The sequence below is a fragment of the Bacillus sp. BF2-3 genome (assembly GCF_008368795.1).
GTDB classification, from domain to species: Bacteria; Bacillota; Bacilli; order Bacillales; family Bacillaceae_G; genus Bacillus_A; species Bacillus_A cereus.
In genome coordinates this window covers 156,519-172,103 of record NZ_QOSA01000023.1, presented here as the reverse complement: position 1 = coordinate 172,103, position 15,585 = coordinate 156,519, and the positions used below count along the sequence as shown (strand labels likewise).

Genomic DNA, 15,585 nt, shown 5'->3' with positions numbered 1-15,585 from the left:
GATGTGATAAAAATGATTTCTAGTATGACAGGGTTTGGAAGATCGAAAGTAGAAAGTGATACTTTTCAAATTACAGTAGAAATGAAATCGGTGAACCACCGTTTTTTAGAGATGAGTATTCGACTTCCTAAGCAAATGATGGTATTTGAGGACAAAATTCGTAAAATAATTGCACAGCAAGTTCGACGTGGGCGCATCGAAGTGTCTATTAGTATAGCAGGTGAAGGACTTGTTGAAAGAAAATTAAGTGTGAATTGGTCACTTCTTGAGCAGTACCAATCGATGATGGAAGATATAAAAGGGAAATTTCAATTACAAGATTCTATTACACTTCAGCAATTAATGGCAATGCCAGAAGTAACAGCAATTGAAGAAATAGAAAATGTAAATGAACATTTTGAGAACAGTTTATATGAGGCTGTTCGTCAAGCTGCTCATATGTTGAAAACGATGAGAGATGGCGAAGGAGAACGATTACATAAAGATATAGCGTATCGTTTACAAGAGATTAGCAATTGTGTAAATGCGATTATTCCACATGCACCAATTGTTACACAAAAATATCGTGAACGATTAGAAAATCGCTTAAAAGAATTACATAATCAAGATCTAGATGAACAAAGATTGCTAACAGAAGTCGCAATCTTTGCAGAGCGTTGTGATATTCATGAAGAGTTAGTTCGTTTGCAAAGTCATTTAGAGCAATTTCGTGAAACATTGCAGATTGAAGAGCCTGTTGGAAGGAAAATGGATTTCATCGTGCAAGAGATGCATAGAGAAATTAATACGATTGGTTCTAAGGCAAATGACTTAACAATTTCAAAATATGTTGTAGAAATGAAAAATAACCTTGAAAAAATTCGTGAACAAGTACAAAATATTGAGTAGCTTTCAAAAAATATATAAAGTTATACGTGGTGGAGAAATCGGATAGACTTACTAGGAGGCGCAAACTATGGCCATGCGGTTTTTAAATATTGGATACGGAAATATTGTATCTGCTCATCGAATTATTGCTATTGTAAGTCCGGAGTCAGCTCCTATTAAACGAACAGTACAAGAAGCACGCGAACATAATGCTTTGCTTGATGCTACGTATGGGAGAAAAACAAGGGCGGTTATTGTTATGGATGATGGGCATGTTGTATTAAGTCCAATTCAACCAGAGACGATTGCACATCGTTTGAATAATAAAGAAGATTTAAGTGAGGAAGGGTAGGTTTTACATATTTATGAGAAGTAGAAGAGGATTGCTCATCGTTCTTTCAGGGCCTTCTGGGGTTGGAAAAGGGACGGTTCGTAAAGAGCTGTTTAGCCATGAGGATACACGTTTTCAGTACTCTATTTCAGTAACGACACGTAAGCCGCGTGAAGGTGAAGTAGATGGTGTGGATTATTTCTTTAAAGAAAGAGAAGAATTCGAGGAAATGATTCGTAATGAAAAATTACTTGAGTGGGCTGAGTTCGTAGGTAATTATTACGGAACACCGATTGACTATGTTGAAAAAACATTACAAGAAGGAAAAGATGTATTCTTAGAAATTGAAGTGCAAGGAGCAATTCAAGTTAAGAAAGCTTTCCCAGAAGGTGTATTTATTTTCTTAGCACCTCCAAGTTTATCTGAACTAAAGAGCCGTATTGTCGGACGTGGTACAGAGACTGAAGATGTTATTGAAAATCGTTTAACTGTAGCGAAAGAAGAAATCGAGATGATGGACGCTTACGACTATGTAGTAGAAAACGATCAAGTTGAATTAGCTTGTGATAGAATTAAAGCAATTGTGGTTGGCGAACATTGCCGCCGCGAAAGGGTAGCAAAATATTATAAAGAAATGACGGAGGGTCTATAATTATGTTAAATCCATCAATTGACTCATTACTACAAAAAATCGATTCTAAGTACACTTTAGTAACAGTGGCTGCAAAACGCGCACGTGAAATGCAACTTGCTAATAACTGTGTTGTAGAAAAACCTGTTTCTCATAAATGTGTAGGTAAAGCATTAGAAGAAATCGATGCAGAAGCATTAAGCTACGTACCAAGTGAAGATAAAGTAGCTGAATAAGCCTTTGCCTTCGACAAAATAAAACATAGACTTTATAATTTTCTATGTAACGGTAACAACCTATTTACAAGTAGGTTGTTATTTTTTTACGAAAGGAATGAAATATCGGTACTGACGAGCTGAGAATTCTATTTCAGTATTATAAGTTTGAAAAAGAAAGAGGACGAGTCATATGCTAAAAGGGAAAAAGATACTTTTATGTGTAACAGGAGGCATTGCGGTTTTTAAAGCAGCTGCGTTAACGAGTAAATTGACACAATCTGGCGCGATTGTCAAAGTAATGATGAGTGAGTCGGCAATGAAGTTTGTTACGCCTCTTACATTCCAAGCGCTTTCTCGCCATGATGTATATACGGATACATTCGATGAGAAAGACTCAGCTGTTATTGCTCATATTGATTTAGCAGATTGGGCGGATGTTGTACTTGTCGCACCTGCTACTGCCAATTGTATTGGAAAGTTAGCTGGTGGTATTGCAGATGATATGATTACAACTACTTTGTTAGCTACTACAGCTCCGGTATGGATTGCGCCTGCTATGAATGTGCATATGTATGAAAATAAAATAGTTCAAAAAAATATGATGACATTGAAAACGCTAGGATATACATTTATTGAGCCTGGGGAAGGCTTTTTAGCATGTGGATATGTAGCGAAGGGACGACTAGAAGAACCTGAAGCAATTATTGCACGGTTAGAGGAAGCTTTCTCAGAACACAAACCATTGCAGGGAAAAAGAATATTAATAACTGCTGGCCCAACACGTGAAAAGGTTGATCCAGTTCGTTTTATGACGAATTTTTCTTCTGGGAAAATGGGGTATGCGATTGCGGAAGTGGCAGCGAATTTAGGCGCTGATGTTATACTCGTTTCAGGACCGACAGCATTAAATCCACCGTTACATGTAACGACAGTGCAAGTGGAATCTGCACAAGATATGTTAGAAGCAGTTCTTCAACATTATCAAAACGTAGACGTTGTCATTAAAACAGCAGCAGTTGCAGATTATCGTCCGAAATATGTGCATGAGAATAAAATGAAAAAGCAAAATGGTGATGCTGTCATTGAACTTGAAAGAACGGTGGATATTTTAAAAACATTAGGTCAGAAAAAGGATAAACAGTTACTTATCGGTTTTGCTGCTGAAACGACAAATGTAGAGGAATATGCAACGAAAAAACTACGTGAGAAAAATGCAGATATGATTGTCGCGAATGACGTAAAAGCGCAAGGAGCTGGATTTGGCACGGATACGAATATTGTAACAATGTATAGAAAAGATGGAAAAGTTATTGAGTTGCCACTTTTAATGAAAAAAGAGGTAGCTCGTGAAATATTGAAGCAAATTGAAATGATGTTAGAAGATGATCGTTTATGAAATTTGCAAGTGTAATTGTTGATGTACCTGCCCGTCAGACAGATCGACCATTTGATTACATTATTCCTAAAAAATGGGAAGATATTGTACAGACAGGAATGCGTGTGGTAGTTCCGTTTGGGCCAAGAAAATTGCAAGGTTTTATTATTGGGATTAAAGATTCGGTGGATGTAGAAAGTAAGAAGTTAAAGACAATCCATGAAATATTAGATGTAACACCGGTTTTAAATGATGAATTATTAAAGCTTGGATATTGGCTTACAAGTGAAACGTTATGCTACATGATTTCAGCTTTTCAAGTGATGCTTCCAACTGCGATAAAAGCAACGTATAAAAAACGTCTACAACTTTGTAAACAAGAAGAAATAGCACCAGAAATACTATATTTATTTCAGGATAAAGAAGCAATTGATTTTGAAGTAATCGAGCAACAGCCACATTTATACCGAACTATTCAGCAAGAAATTAAAAATGGTACGGTTGAAGTCGTTTATCAAGTGAAAGATAAAGTACAAAAGAAGAAGCAAAGAGTGGTTCAGCCGGAGTTGCCAGAAGATAAATTGGAATTAGCGGCATTTGAACTGAAAAGTAAAAAACAACAAGATGTACTTTGTTATTTTGTGGAAAATTATAAAAGTACACCGTTGAAAGTAATTACAGAAGAGTTACAAATAACAGATGCTCCAATAAAAGCACTTGTTAAAAAGGGATTCATTTCAGAAAAGTATGTGGAAGTATACCGAAATCCGTATGACGATGATGATTTTGAACAAACAAAACCATTTCCACTTACGGAGGAACAAAAACAAGTTATTACACCGATTTTATCATCAATTACAAATGAAACTTATAATCCATTTTTGCTATATGGTGTTACAGGAAGTGGAAAGACAGAAGTATATTTACAATCTATAGCAGCAGTGCTCAAGAAAGGAAAAGAAGCTATCGTTCTTGTTCCTGAAATTGCACTAACGCCCCAAATGGTGGATCGTTTTAAAGGTAGGTTTGGCTCGCAAGTTGCAGTTCTTCATAGTGCGTTGTCTGTTGGAGAAAAGTATGACGAGTGGCGTAAGATTTTAAGAAAAGAAGTGAAAGTTGTAGTTGGTGCGCGTTCAGCTGTTTTTGCGCCTTTTGAGAATTTAGGGATTATTATTATTGATGAAGAGCATGAATCAAGTTACAAACAAGAAGATAATCCGAGGTATCATGCAAGAGATGTAGCTGTCTGGAGAGGACAATATCATAAATGTCCTATCGTTCTTGGTAGTGCGACACCAACACTTGAATCGTTTGCAAGGGCGAAAAAAGGTGTTTATGAACTATTAACAATGGAAAAACGTATGAATGAACAAGCTTTACCAACGGTAGAGATTGTTGACATGCGAGAAGAACTTCGTGACGGGAATCGATCAATGTTTTCTAAGGCGCTGCATGAAAAAATAGCAGATCGATTAGAAAAGAAAGAACAAATGGTACTCTTTTTAAATAGAAGAGGTCATTCTACATTTGTTATGTGCCGTGATTGTGGGTATGTTGTCCAATGTCCGCATTGTGATATTTCATTGACATATCATAAAATGAATCATCGTTTAAAATGTCATTATTGTAGTTACGAAGAGAATATGCCAACTGAGTGTCCAGCTTGTCAAAGTACATACATTCGTTTCTTTGGTACAGGTACACAAAAGGTAGAAGAAGAAATTACAAAACTATTTCCAGAGGCGCGAGTCATTCGAATGGATGTAGATACGACAAGTCGAAAAGGAATGCATGAAAAATTATTAAAGGCGTTTGGGGAAGAAAAAGCAGATATATTACTTGGAACACAAATGATTGCTAAAGGATTAGATTTTCCGAAAGTAACGCTCGTTGGGGTTTTAACTGCAGATACGATGCTTCACTTACCTGATTTTCGGGCGAGTGAAAAGACATATCAGTTATTGACGCAAGTAAGTGGACGAGCGGGTAGACATGAATTGCCAGGGGAAGTTGTGATTCAAACGTATACGCCAGAACATTACAGTATAGAGTTAGCGAAGAACCAACAATATGATGTGTTTTTTGACCAAGAAATGCAAATGAGACGAACAAGACAATATCCCCCATATTACTATGTTGTACTCGTAACTGTATCTCATCCAGAATTATTAAAAGCGGTACAAGTGACGGAAAAAATTGCCTCGTATTTACGAACGCATTGCTCACAGCAAACAATGGTGCTAGGACCAGTTGCTTCAGCGATTCCAAGGATAAAAGATAGATATCGTTATCAATGCATGATAAAATACAAACGGGAACCAAACTTAAAGAACGTGCTCAAAATGGTAAATGAACATTATCAAGCAGAAATGCAAAAAGAGCTACAAATCTCAATTGATTTTAATCCAACAATGTTAATGTAGCGGAGGGAAATATGGCAGTTTTAGAAATAATAAAGCATCCAAATGAAGTGTTAGAAACACCATGCGAAAGAGTAATTAACTTTGATAAAAAGTTAGTGAAATTGTTGAAAGATATGCATGAAACAATGTTAATTGCGGACGGAGTCGGTTTAGCTGCGCCTCAAGTAGGTGTAAGCTTGCAAGTAGCGGTTGTTGATGTCGATGATGATACTGGGAAAATCGAGTTAATCAATCCATCAATATTAGAAAAACGTGGTGAACAAGTAGGTCCCGAAGGCTGTTTAAGCTTCCCGGGACTTTATGGTGAAGTAGAACGTGCCGATTATATTAAAGTAAGAGCGCAAAATCGCCGTGGGAAAGTATTCTTATTAGAAGCGGAAGGATTTTTAGCGCGTGCAATTCAACATGAAATTGATCATTTACACGGTGTTTTATTTACATCGAAAGTGACAAGATATTATGAAGAAAACGAACTAGAATAGGTGTTAAAAGGAGCGGTTTTTAAATGATAAAAGTAGTGTTTATGGGAACACCGGACTTTTCAGTGCCGGTGCTTCGTCGTCTTATTGAAGATGGCTATGAGGTAGTAGGTGTTGTGACGCAACCTGATCGTCCAGTAGGTAGAAAAAAAGTATTAACACCTACACCTGTTAAAGTTGAAGCGGAAAAACATGGTATCCCTGTGTTACAGCCGTTAAAAATTCGTGAAAAAGATGAATATGAAAAAGTATTGGCATTAGAGCCAGATTTAATTGTAACAGCTGCATTTGGGCAGATTGTACCAAATGAAATTTTAGAAGCACCAAAGTATGGGTGTATTAATGTTCACGCTTCTTTACTTCCTGAACTTCGTGGTGGTGCACCAATTCATTATGCAATTATGGAAGGTAAAGAAAAAACAGGTATTACAATTATGTATATGGTAGAAAAATTGGATGCTGGTGATATCTTAACGCAAGTGGAAGTTGAAATTGAAGAGCGTGAAACGACAGGCTCATTATTTGATAAATTAAGTGAAGCAGGAGCACACCTTCTATCTAAAACAGTGCCTTTATTAATTCAAGGTAAGTTAGAACCGATTAAACAAAACGAAGAAGAAGTAACGTTTGCGTACAATATAAAACGTGAGCAAGAGAAAATTGATTGGACAAAAACAGGTGAAGAAGTATACAATCACATTCGCGGATTGAATCCATGGCCAGTTGCTTATACAACTTTAGCAGGACAAGTTGTTAAAGTATGGTGGGGGGAAAAAGTGCCTATAACTGAACCGGCTGAAGCAGGTACGATTGTTGCAATCGAAGAAGATGGTTTTGTTGTAGCAACGAGTAATGAAACAGGTGTTAAAATTACTGAATTGCAACCTTCTGGTAAAAAGCGTATGAGTTGTTCACAATTTTTACGTGGAACAAAACCTGAAATTGGAACGAAGTTAGGAGAAAATGCATGAGACAAAATGTTCGTGAATTAGCTCTTGATGGTTTAATTCAAGTGGAAAAAAGTGGTGCATATAGCAACTTACTTTTAAATAATCTAATTGAAAAAAGTGCAATTGATAGAAAAGATATTGGTTTATTAACTGAAATTGTATATGGAACGATTCAACGTCGTGACACATTAGATTATTATTTACAGCCTTTTTTAAAAAAGAAGGTTGAGGCGTGGGTAAGAGTATTGCTTCGCTTATCTTTATATCAAATGATTTATTTAGACCGAGTGCCAGAAAGAGCGGCTATTCATGAAGCGGTTGAGATTGCAAAGCGTCGCGGGCATAAAGGAATTGCTGGTATGGTGAACGGTGTATTACGTTCGATTCAGAGAGAAGGTGTACCTTCTGTAGATGAAATCAAGGATCCAGTAGAACGTCTTGCAATTACAACAAGTCATCCAGTTTGGCTTGTCCAAGAGTGGACTTCAGAATACGGTTTAGAAACTGCAGAAAAAATGTGCGAAGTAAACATGTTACCCCCTGTACCAACAGCGCGTGTGAATGTTGATAAGGTAACTGTAGAAGAAGCGATTGAGTTGTTGGCAAGTGAAGGTATAGAAGCAAAACGTGGTGACTTATCAGATGATGCTATTCAGATTGAAAGAGGAAATGTAGCGCATACAGAAGCGTTTAAAAAAGGATTTCTTTCTATTCAAGATGAAAGTTCTATGCTTGTAGCACGCGCTTTAGAACCGAATACGGGAGATGCAGTTCTTGATAGTTGTGCTGCTCCAGGCGGAAAAACAACGCATATCGCGGAACGATTAAAGGGAACTGGTAAGGTCATGTCCCTTGATTTACATGCACACAAAGTACGTTTAATTAAACAGCAAGCAGAGCGACTTGGTCTAGAAAATGTCGAAACTAAAGCGCTAGATGCTAGAAAAGTGCAAGAGCACTTTGCAAATGAAACGTTTGATAAAATATTGGTAGATGCACCGTGTTCTGGATTTGGTGTAATTAGACGTAAACCTGATATTAAGTTAGGAAAAGATAAAGGCGATAGTGAAAGATTATCGACGATTCAAATTGCAATACTAGAAAAAATAGCACCATTATTAAAACAAGGCGGTCGTCTTGTTTATAGTACGTGCACAATTGAGAAAATAGAAAATGAACAAGTAATAGAGAAATTTTTACAAGAACATCCTGAATTTGAATGGGATACTACGCTTAAAGAGCGTATGCCAGAAAAATTAACTCCGTATATTGATGAAGGTCAAGTGCAAATTTTACCGCATTATTTTGCGACGGATGGCTTTTATATTGCTTGTTTAAGGAAGAAGGTGTAGCATCATGGAAACGACTGTAAGAAAACAAAAGAAAAATTTAGAAACGAAGAAACCATCAATTTACTCTTTACAACTTCATGAAATGCAAGATTGGTTAAAGGAACAAGGAGAACCGAAGTTCCGTGCTGGACAAATTTTTGATTGGTTATATAAAAAACGTGTAAAAAATTATGAGGATATGTCAAACCTTTCTAAAGGATTGCGTGATAAATTGTCGAATTCCTTTGATATTACTACTTTAAAAACGTTAGTAAAACAAACGTCTTCGGATGGAACAATTAAATTCTTATTCCAATTATATGACGGATATTCTATTGAAACGGTATTAATGCGACACGAATATGGAAATTCCATTTGTGTAACAACGCAAGTTGGTTGTCGTATTGGGTGTACGTTCTGTGCTTCGACACTTGGTGGATTAAAGCGAAACCTAGAAGCTGGAGAAATCGTAGCGCAAGTAGTAGAAGTTCAGCGTGCGCTTGATGAAACAGAAGAACGTGTAAGTTCTCTTGTTGTTATGGGGATTGGAGAACCATTTGATAACTATGATAATTTAATGGGATTCTTACGCATCATTAACCATGAAAAAGGACTTCATATTGGTGCGAGACATATGACTGTTTCGACGAGTGGAATTATCCCGAAAATTTATAAGTTTGCTGAAGAAGATCTACAAATTAATTTTGCGATTTCATTGCATGCTCCAAACTCAGAATTACGTTCAAAGTTAATGCCGATTAACCGTGCTTATAAATTACCAGATTTAATGGAAGCTATTAAATACTATGTAAATAGAACAGGGCGTCGTATTACTTTTGAATATGGATTATTTGGAGGAGAAAATGACCAAGTAGAGCATGCTGAAGAGCTTGCTGCGCTCTTAAAAGGTGTAAAATGTCATGTGAACTTGATTCCGGTAAACTACGTACCTGAACGTGATTATGTACGTACGCCACGTGAACAAATTTTCTTGTTCGAAAAAACGTTAAAAGATCGTGGAGTGAATGTAACGATTCGCCGTGAACAAGGTCATGATATTGATGCAGCCTGCGGTCAGTTGCGTGCGAAGGAGCGCAAAGAAGAGACGAGGTGACGAGATGAAAGCCGTATTTCTATCGGATAAAGGAAAAGTTCGTCAACATAATGAAGATAGTGCAGGAGTTTTTCACAATTTAGATGGAAATGTATTAGCGGTAGTAGCAGATGGAATGGGAGGTCATCGAGCTGGTGATGTAGCTAGCTCGATGGCCATTCAATTATTCCATGATTATTGGAAGCAAACACATAATATGAATGAGCCGAAAAAAGTAGAACAATGGTTACATACTAGTGTTGGGATTATTAATGAGCGTATATATGAATATGCTCAGCAAAATGCAGAATGTAATGGTATGGGAACAACGCTTATAATAGCTGTTTGTACACCAAGCTTTGTGACAATAGGGCATATAGGAGATAGTCGTTGCTATATGGTATCAGAAGGAGAAATGACGCTAGTAACGGAAGATCATTCGCTTGTAAATGAGCTTGTGAAACATGGTGAAATTTCAAAGGAAGACGCAGAGTATCATCCGAAAAAGAATGTGTTATTAAGAGCATTAGGAACAGAAGAAAAAGTTGGGTTAGATGTTAAAACGTTGGTGATTGAGGAAGATGATCAATTACTTCTTTGCTCTGATGGGTTATCAAACAAAGTTTCTATTGATGATATGCGACAAATTTTACAGTTAAATGAACAGCTTGAAGGTAAAGGGCAGTGTCTCATTCAATTGGCAAATGATCGCGGTGGAGAAGATAATATCACACTTGTTCTTATTGATTATGCGGGTTCGACAAACGAAAGTAGGTGAAGTGCAACGTGCTGATTGGAAAACGCTTAAATGACCGTTATAAGCTGCTGAAAATGATTGGTGGTGGCGGAATGGCCAATGTATATTTAGCTCATGATGATATACTTGGCCGAGATGTAGCGGTAAAAATATTAAGACTCGACTACTCAAATAACGAAGAGTTTATTAAACGTTTCCATCGAGAAGCGCAGTCTGTTACAACGTTGTCGCATCCAAATATTGTGAATATGTATGATGTCGGAGAAGAAGATGGTATATACTATCTTGTCATGGAATATGTACCAGGACAAACATTGAAGCAATACATAATTGAGCGAGGGATGTTACCTATAGGAGAAGCTCTTGATATTATGGAGCAGTTAACATCCGCTATGGCACACGCCCATCATTTTGAAATTGTGCATCGTGATATAAAGCCGCACAATATTTTAATTCGAGCTGATGGAATAATAAAAGTAACAGATTTTGGAATTGCGACAGCTACAAGTGCAACAACAATTACACATACAAATTCAGTGCTCGGTTCAGTCCATTATTTATCACCAGAACAGGCACGTGGCGGAATAGCAAATAAACAATCAGATATCTATTCTCTTGGGATAGTTATGTTTGAATTGTTAACAGGAAGACAACCGTTTTCTGGCGAATCTGCTGTTGCTATAGCTTTAAAACATTTACAAAGTGAAATCCCATCACCAAAAAGATGGAATGAAAATATTCCGCAAAGTGTTGAAAATATTATATTAAAAGCAACTGCAAAAGATCCGTTCCATCGATATCAATCTGCCAATGCGATGAAGCGAGATATTGAAACTGCGCTATATCCAGAGAGGATAAATGAGCAACCGTTTTACATACCAGAAGATATGGAAGCGACGAAAGCGATTCCGATTATTCAACAAGAACAATTATTTGAAAATGTAAGTGATGAAACGATTGTTTTAAAAGGGAGTAAGGTGGAAGAACCGATAAGAGCAGAAGCAGCTGAGTTAGATAAGAAGAAAAAACGGAGTAACAAGTGGCTTAAAGTTTTAATTTCAACATTTTTATTTTTAGCAATAGGAATAACATTAGCGCTTACGGTTATTCCAGGATTATTTATTCCGAAAGATGTGAAAGTTCCTGATGTGGCTGGTATGAAATACACGACAGCTGTAAATACATTAGTAGAAAAGGGCTTTGAGGTGACGGAGCCTAATATTGTATATACAGATGATGTTGAAGTTGGGGATGTAATAAAAACGGACCCTGTAGCAGGAAGAGTCGTAAAAGAAAACGCTAAAATTACTATCTATCAATCAGGTGGGAAAAAGAAAAGTAAGATGGCGAATTTCACAGGGCAAAACTTTGAGAGTGTAAAAGCTGAGTTAGAAGAAAAATATAAACAAGTTACAGTAAATTATATTGAAAATGATAAGCCGAAAGGTGAAATTGTAGAGCAAATTCCGACGCCTGATCAAATGGTTATAGAAGCGGAGCAAGAACTGAAAATCTGGGTAAGTAAAGGTCCTTATCAAATTAGACCAGGTGACTTTTCGGGGTGGACTGAAAATAGTGTAACTGGTTATTTGAATGAGAGAAAACTAACGTCAGATATAAAACGAGAGTATTCAGATACAGTCGAAAAAGGACTTGTAATTTCGCAATTTCCAAAACCAGGTACACCATTAAAAGAGGGAGATAAAGTAACTATTATTATCTCTGATGGTCAAAAGCCTAAAGTGACTAAAACGGTAAAATTGGACAATATCTCTATCCCATATGAGCCTGCTGTAACAGGTGAAAAAAAGCCGCAAACAATAGAAATTTATAAAGAAGACATGCAGCAAAAAATGGATAGACCGGTTGAAACGAGAACAATTACTGAATCAGCGACTATTTCTTTAGAATTTGTAATTCAAGAAGGTTCAAAGGGACACTATAAAATTGTACGAGATGGAGTAACGATTATTGATAAAGAAGTACCATATCCAACTCAATAATAGTGAAAGTCTACTTATTATTATTGCCTGTTATGCTGTCTACAAAGTGGACGGTATAGCAGGCAAAAATATATGATTCAAAAAGCTAGTAACGTGATGCAGCTGTAAATATTTTTTTGCATTTAATGGGAAATTTAATGTATATTAGCGAAAGTATATATGGTAGGTTTTGAAATCGTTATTTAGAAAATTTAAATCCATTCATTTTTAAATTCAGCATCACCTTATACAAAAAAGGAGAATTCTATGCCAGAAGGAAAAATTATAAAAGCTTTAAGTGGGTTTTATTACGTGCAGCATGAAGAAGGGGTTACGCAATGTCGTGGACGAGGTGTATTTAGAAAAAATAAAATTACACCACTTGTAGGAGACCAAGTTGTTTTTCAGGCAGATAATCCAACTGAAGGTTATGTGCTTGAAGTGTTTGATCGAAAAAATGAACTTGTTAGACCTCCTATTGCTAATGTCGATCAAGCGATCCTTGTGTTCTCTGCAGTAGAACCAGATTTTAATCCTGGACTGTTAGATCGATTTTTAGTGCTGATTGAATATCATAACATTAAGCCAATTATTTGTATTAGCAAGATGGATTTAGTAGATGAAAAGATGAAAGCAACTGTTGAAGCTTATGCGAATGATTATCGTGAGATGGGTTATGATGTTTTATTTACTTCTATTAATACGTCAGAAAGTATTGATATATTAAAACCATACTTAGAAAATTGTGTTTCTGTCGTTGCGGGTCAATCTGGTGTGGGGAAATCTTCAATGCTTAATGTGCTACGTCCAGAATTAGAGCTGAAAACAAATGATATTTCCTCCCATTTAGGACGCGGGAAGCATACGACAAGACATGTAGAATTAATTGCAATTGGGAGTGGACTAGTAGCAGATACACCGGGTTTTAGTTCACTAGATTTCATTGATATAGAAGTAGAAGATCTTACATATTGTTTTCCAGAGTTGAAAGAAGCGAGCCAATACTGTAAATTTAGAGGGTGTACACATCTTTCTGAACCGAAATGTGCGGTGAAAGCTGCGGTTGAAGAAGGGAAGATTACAGAATATCGCTATAAGAACTATAAACAATTCGTAGAAGAAATTAGAGAGAGAAAGCCGAGGTATTAGTTATGATTAAAATTGCACCATCGATTTTATCAGCAGATTTTTCAAAATTAGGGGAAGAGATTAAAGATGTAGAAAAGGGCGGAGCGGATTACATTCACGTTGACGTAATGGATGGACATTTCGTACCAAATATTACGATTGGACCGTTAATTGTAGAAGCTATCCGTCCAATTACATCATTACCATTAGATGTACATTTAATGATTGAAAATCCTGATAACTATATCCCGACTTTCGCACAAGCGGGAGCGGATATTATTACTGTTCACGTAGAGGCGTGTCCACATCTACATCGTACAATTCAGTTAATTAAATCTCATGGTATTAAAGCGGGCGTTGTATTAAATCCACATACGCCAGTTTCAGTAATTGAGCATGTATTAGAAGATATAGATATGGTATTACTTATGACAGTAAACCCTGGATTTGGTGGACAGAAGTTTATCCATTCTGTATTACCGAAAATTAAACAAGTTGCAGACATGGTGAAAGAGCGCAATCTAGAAGTAGAAATTGAAGTTGATGGTGGTGTAAATGCTGAAACAGCAAGACTTTGTGTGGAAGCAGGAGCAAATGTACTTGTAGCTGGATCAGCAGTATACAATCAAAAAGACCGCGGTGAAGCAATTCGCGTAATTCGTGGGTAGTGATGAACTTTATCCTAGTAAGGTATTCATAGGATAGCGTAAAAATATGTAAAAAGGCAATCTACCGAATGGCAGATTGCCTTTTTACAATGGAAGGGGAAGAAAAAATGATTATTCATATTTTGGCAGGAGGACCTTCGGAATATTGTGCAGATTTTGCTCGATATGAGGATGAGGAAGTAGTGTGGGCAGCGGTTGATAGGGGAGTATACCGTCTATTAAAGAAAGGGATTACACCGGCTGTTGCGTTTGGAGATTACGATTCAGTTACCGAAGAAGAATTAGTATGGATGGGACAGCAAACGAACGAATTACATATTGTTCCACGAGAAAAAGATCAAACGGATTTAGAAATTGCAATTAACTGGGCATTAGGACAGAAGCCGGCACTAATTCGTATTTTTGGTGCTACCGGTGGAAGGCTTGATCACGGTTTGGCAAATATACAGATGCTTTTAAAAGGGTTAGAAGTAGAGATAGAAATGTGTATTGTGGACAATAAAAATGAAATAACAGTTAAAAAAGTGGGTACACATATAATTGAAGAAAATAAAAATTTTCCTTATGTATCTTTTGTACCAGTTACTGAAATAGTGGAAGGGATTACATTGTTTGGTTTTAAGTACCCGCTTACTAATAAAACAATAGAGTGGGGATCAACACTTTGTATTAGTAACGAACTCGTTGAGGAAAAAGGTACTTTTTCATTTACTTCTGGCATATTAATGTTGATAAGAAGCACTGATTGAAGAAACAATTTTGCTCCTTACATCATATAGTGACCAAGTGGAGTAATGGGGATTAGGAGGGAAACCATGAGATTTTATACAATTAAGTTACCTAAATTTCTTGGTGGAATTGTTCGTGCAATGTTAAATACCTTCAAAAAAGATTAAAAAAAGCACCTATCACCGGTGCTTTTTCCATTGTTATAGTAAAAAAAGAGCCTATCGGCTCTTTTTTTTATTATTAAACACGTTCGATTTTGCCAGATTTTAATGCTCTAGCAGAAACGTAAACACGTTGAACTTTTCCGTCGATGCGTACGCGAACTTTTTGAAGGTTAGCGCCCCACTTACGTTTTGTAGCGTTCATTGCGTGAGAACGAGAGTTACCAGAACGAGCTTTTCTTCCAGTAATAGCACAAACACGAGCCATTTATATTTCCCTCCCTTGATACCTTACCATACGTAATTTTTCAATGTTAGTCTTTTATGCGATGCTAAAAACACTACTATAATTTAACACAACTAAAAAGAGAATGCAACACCGTAGAAAAAAGAAATCAAGAAAATTTACTTGACACTATATGTCAATGAAGAAAAGTTGAAATCCATAAAAATTGCTTGACA

General features: G+C 36.6%; 17 protein-coding genes. 16 read left to right on the top strand and 1 reads right to left on the bottom strand.

The genetic code is table 11. The features are described 5' to 3' along the window. Positions 1 to 12 precede the first annotated feature (12 nt). The 16 genes from DN401_RS18180 (at position 13) to spoVM (ending at position 15,129) form a co-directional block, all read left to right on the top strand. Positions 13 to 888, top strand: a complete 876-nt coding sequence (locus DN401_RS18180) for a YicC/YloC family endoribonuclease (RefSeq protein WP_000625869.1) — start codon at positions 13 to 15, stop codon at positions 886 to 888. 67 nt (positions 889 to 955) lie between these two features. Beyond that, a complete protein-coding gene (remA, locus tag DN401_RS18175) occupies positions 956 to 1,219 on the top strand; it encodes an extracellular matrix/biofilm regulator RemA (protein WP_001251456.1) in 264 nt (87 codons plus the stop codon). Between the two features lie 13 nt (positions 1,220 to 1,232). Further along, on the top strand, positions 1,233 to 1,850 hold the full coding sequence (gmk, locus tag DN401_RS18170; RefSeq protein ID WP_001257741.1) for a guanylate kinase: 618 nt from the start codon (positions 1,233 to 1,235) through the stop codon (positions 1,848 to 1,850). A 2-nt stretch (positions 1,851 to 1,852) separates the two neighbouring features. Further along, entirely contained in the window at positions 1,853 to 2,065 is a 213-nt protein-coding gene (gene rpoZ, locus DN401_RS18165) for a DNA-directed RNA polymerase subunit omega (RefSeq protein ID WP_000933960.1), read from the top strand. A gap of 172 nt (positions 2,066 to 2,237) precedes the next feature. Then, the gene (coaBC, locus tag DN401_RS18160; RefSeq protein ID WP_000911750.1) at positions 2,238 to 3,443 is read left to right on the top strand and encodes a bifunctional phosphopantothenoylcysteine decarboxylase/phosphopantothenate--cysteine ligase CoaBC; all 1,206 of its coding nucleotides are present in this window, start codon (positions 2,238 to 2,240) and stop codon (positions 3,441 to 3,443) included. Beyond that, the gene (priA, locus tag DN401_RS18155) at positions 3,440 to 5,845 is read left to right on the top strand and encodes a primosomal protein N' (protein WP_000666714.1); all 2,406 of its coding nucleotides are present in this window, start codon (positions 3,440 to 3,442) and stop codon (positions 5,843 to 5,845) included. The genes coaBC and priA overlap by 4 nt, the downstream gene beginning before the upstream one ends. 11 nt (positions 5,846 to 5,856) lie before the next feature. Further along, entirely contained in the window at positions 5,857 to 6,327 is a 471-nt protein-coding gene (gene def, locus DN401_RS18150) for a peptide deformylase (protein ID WP_000279455.1), read from the top strand. A gap of 23 nt (positions 6,328 to 6,350) precedes the next feature. Continuing rightward, positions 6,351 to 7,295, top strand: coding sequence for a methionyl-tRNA formyltransferase (gene fmt / locus DN401_RS18145; protein WP_000598804.1), 945 nt, complete (start codon positions 6,351 to 6,353; stop codon positions 7,293 to 7,295). Further along, on the top strand, positions 7,292 to 8,626 hold the full coding sequence (gene rsmB, locus DN401_RS18140) for a 16S rRNA (cytosine(967)-C(5))-methyltransferase RsmB (protein WP_001249666.1): 1,335 nt from the start codon (positions 7,292 to 7,294) through the stop codon (positions 8,624 to 8,626). The genes fmt and rsmB overlap by 4 nt, the downstream gene beginning before the upstream one ends. A gap of 4 nt (positions 8,627 to 8,630) precedes the next feature. After that, the gene (gene rlmN / locus DN401_RS18135) at positions 8,631 to 9,719 is read left to right on the top strand and encodes a dual-specificity RNA methyltransferase RlmN (RefSeq protein ID WP_000450540.1); all 1,089 of its coding nucleotides are present in this window, start codon (positions 8,631 to 8,633) and stop codon (positions 9,717 to 9,719) included. Positions 9,720 to 9,723: 4 nt separating this feature from the next. After that, positions 9,724 to 10,476: a Stp1/IreP family PP2C-type Ser/Thr phosphatase gene (locus tag DN401_RS18130; protein ID WP_000648703.1), complete on the top strand. Its 753-nt coding sequence runs from the start codon at positions 9,724 to 9,726 to the stop codon at positions 10,474 to 10,476. An 8-nt stretch (positions 10,477 to 10,484) separates the two neighbouring features. Next, entirely contained in the window at positions 10,485 to 12,458 is a 1,974-nt protein-coding gene (gene pknB, locus DN401_RS18125) for a Stk1 family PASTA domain-containing Ser/Thr kinase (protein WP_000904747.1), read from the top strand. A 246-nt stretch (positions 12,459 to 12,704) separates the two neighbouring features. Continuing rightward, on the top strand, positions 12,705 to 13,586 hold the full coding sequence (rsgA, locus tag DN401_RS18120; protein ID WP_001113932.1) for a ribosome small subunit-dependent GTPase A: 882 nt from the start codon (positions 12,705 to 12,707) through the stop codon (positions 13,584 to 13,586). A 2-nt stretch (positions 13,587 to 13,588) separates the two neighbouring features. Then, on the top strand, positions 13,589 to 14,233 hold the full coding sequence (rpe, locus tag DN401_RS18115; RefSeq protein ID WP_000589974.1) for a ribulose-phosphate 3-epimerase: 645 nt from the start codon (positions 13,589 to 13,591) through the stop codon (positions 14,231 to 14,233). Between the two features lie 68 nt (positions 14,234 to 14,301). Further along, on the top strand, positions 14,302 to 14,982 hold the full coding sequence (locus DN401_RS18110) for a thiamine diphosphokinase (protein ID WP_002026234.1): 681 nt from the start codon (positions 14,302 to 14,304) through the stop codon (positions 14,980 to 14,982). Positions 14,983 to 15,048: 66 nt separating this feature from the next. Then, positions 15,049 to 15,129, top strand: coding sequence for a stage V sporulation protein SpoVM (gene spoVM / locus DN401_RS18105; protein ID WP_001213599.1), 81 nt, complete (start codon positions 15,049 to 15,051; stop codon positions 15,127 to 15,129). Positions 15,130 to 15,202: 73 nt separating this feature from the next. On the opposite strand, the gene rpmB is transcribed toward spoVM, so the two are convergent. Continuing rightward, the gene (rpmB, locus tag DN401_RS18100) at positions 15,203 to 15,391 is read right to left on the bottom strand and encodes a 50S ribosomal protein L28 (protein ID WP_000124776.1); all 189 of its coding nucleotides are present in this window, start codon (positions 15,389 to 15,391) and stop codon (positions 15,203 to 15,205) included. Positions 15,392 to 15,585 lie beyond the last annotated feature (194 nt).

Bases quoted from the DNA above. Each gene is read 5' to 3' on its own strand.
- DN401_RS18180 (WP_000625869.1), top strand. From the start codon at position 13: ATGATTTCTAGTATGACAGGGTTTGGAAGATCGAAAGTAGAAAGTGAT.
- remA (WP_001251456.1), top strand. From the start codon at position 956: ATGGCCATGCGGTTTTTAAATATTGGATACGGAAATATTGTATCTGCT.
- gmk (WP_001257741.1), top strand. From the start codon at position 1,233: ATGAGAAGTAGAAGAGGATTGCTCATCGTTCTTTCAGGGCCTTCTGGG.
- rpoZ (WP_000933960.1), top strand. From the start codon at position 1,853: ATGTTAAATCCATCAATTGACTCATTACTACAAAAAATCGATTCTAAG.
- coaBC (WP_000911750.1), top strand. From the start codon at position 2,238: ATGCTAAAAGGGAAAAAGATACTTTTATGTGTAACAGGAGGCATTGCG.
- priA (WP_000666714.1), top strand. From the start codon at position 3,440: ATGAAATTTGCAAGTGTAATTGTTGATGTACCTGCCCGTCAGACAGAT.
- def (WP_000279455.1), top strand. From the start codon at position 5,857: ATGGCAGTTTTAGAAATAATAAAGCATCCAAATGAAGTGTTAGAAACA.
- fmt (WP_000598804.1), top strand. From the start codon at position 6,351: ATGATAAAAGTAGTGTTTATGGGAACACCGGACTTTTCAGTGCCGGTG.
- rsmB (WP_001249666.1), top strand. From the start codon at position 7,292: ATGAGACAAAATGTTCGTGAATTAGCTCTTGATGGTTTAATTCAAGTG.
- rlmN (WP_000450540.1), top strand. From the start codon at position 8,631: ATGGAAACGACTGTAAGAAAACAAAAGAAAAATTTAGAAACGAAGAAA.
- DN401_RS18130 (WP_000648703.1), top strand. From the start codon at position 9,724: ATGAAAGCCGTATTTCTATCGGATAAAGGAAAAGTTCGTCAACATAAT.
- rsgA (WP_001113932.1), top strand. From the start codon at position 12,705: ATGCCAGAAGGAAAAATTATAAAAGCTTTAAGTGGGTTTTATTACGTG.
- rpe (WP_000589974.1), top strand. From the start codon at position 13,589: ATGATTAAAATTGCACCATCGATTTTATCAGCAGATTTTTCAAAATTA.
- DN401_RS18110 (WP_002026234.1), top strand. From the start codon at position 14,302: ATGGCAGATTGCCTTTTTACAATGGAAGGGGAAGAAAAAATGATTATT.
- spoVM (WP_001213599.1), top strand. From the start codon at position 15,049: ATGAGATTTTATACAATTAAGTTACCTAAATTTCTTGGTGGAATTGTT.
- rpmB (WP_000124776.1), bottom strand. From the start codon at position 15,391: ATGGCTCGTGTTTGTGCTATTACTGGAAGAAAAGCTCGTTCTGGTAAC.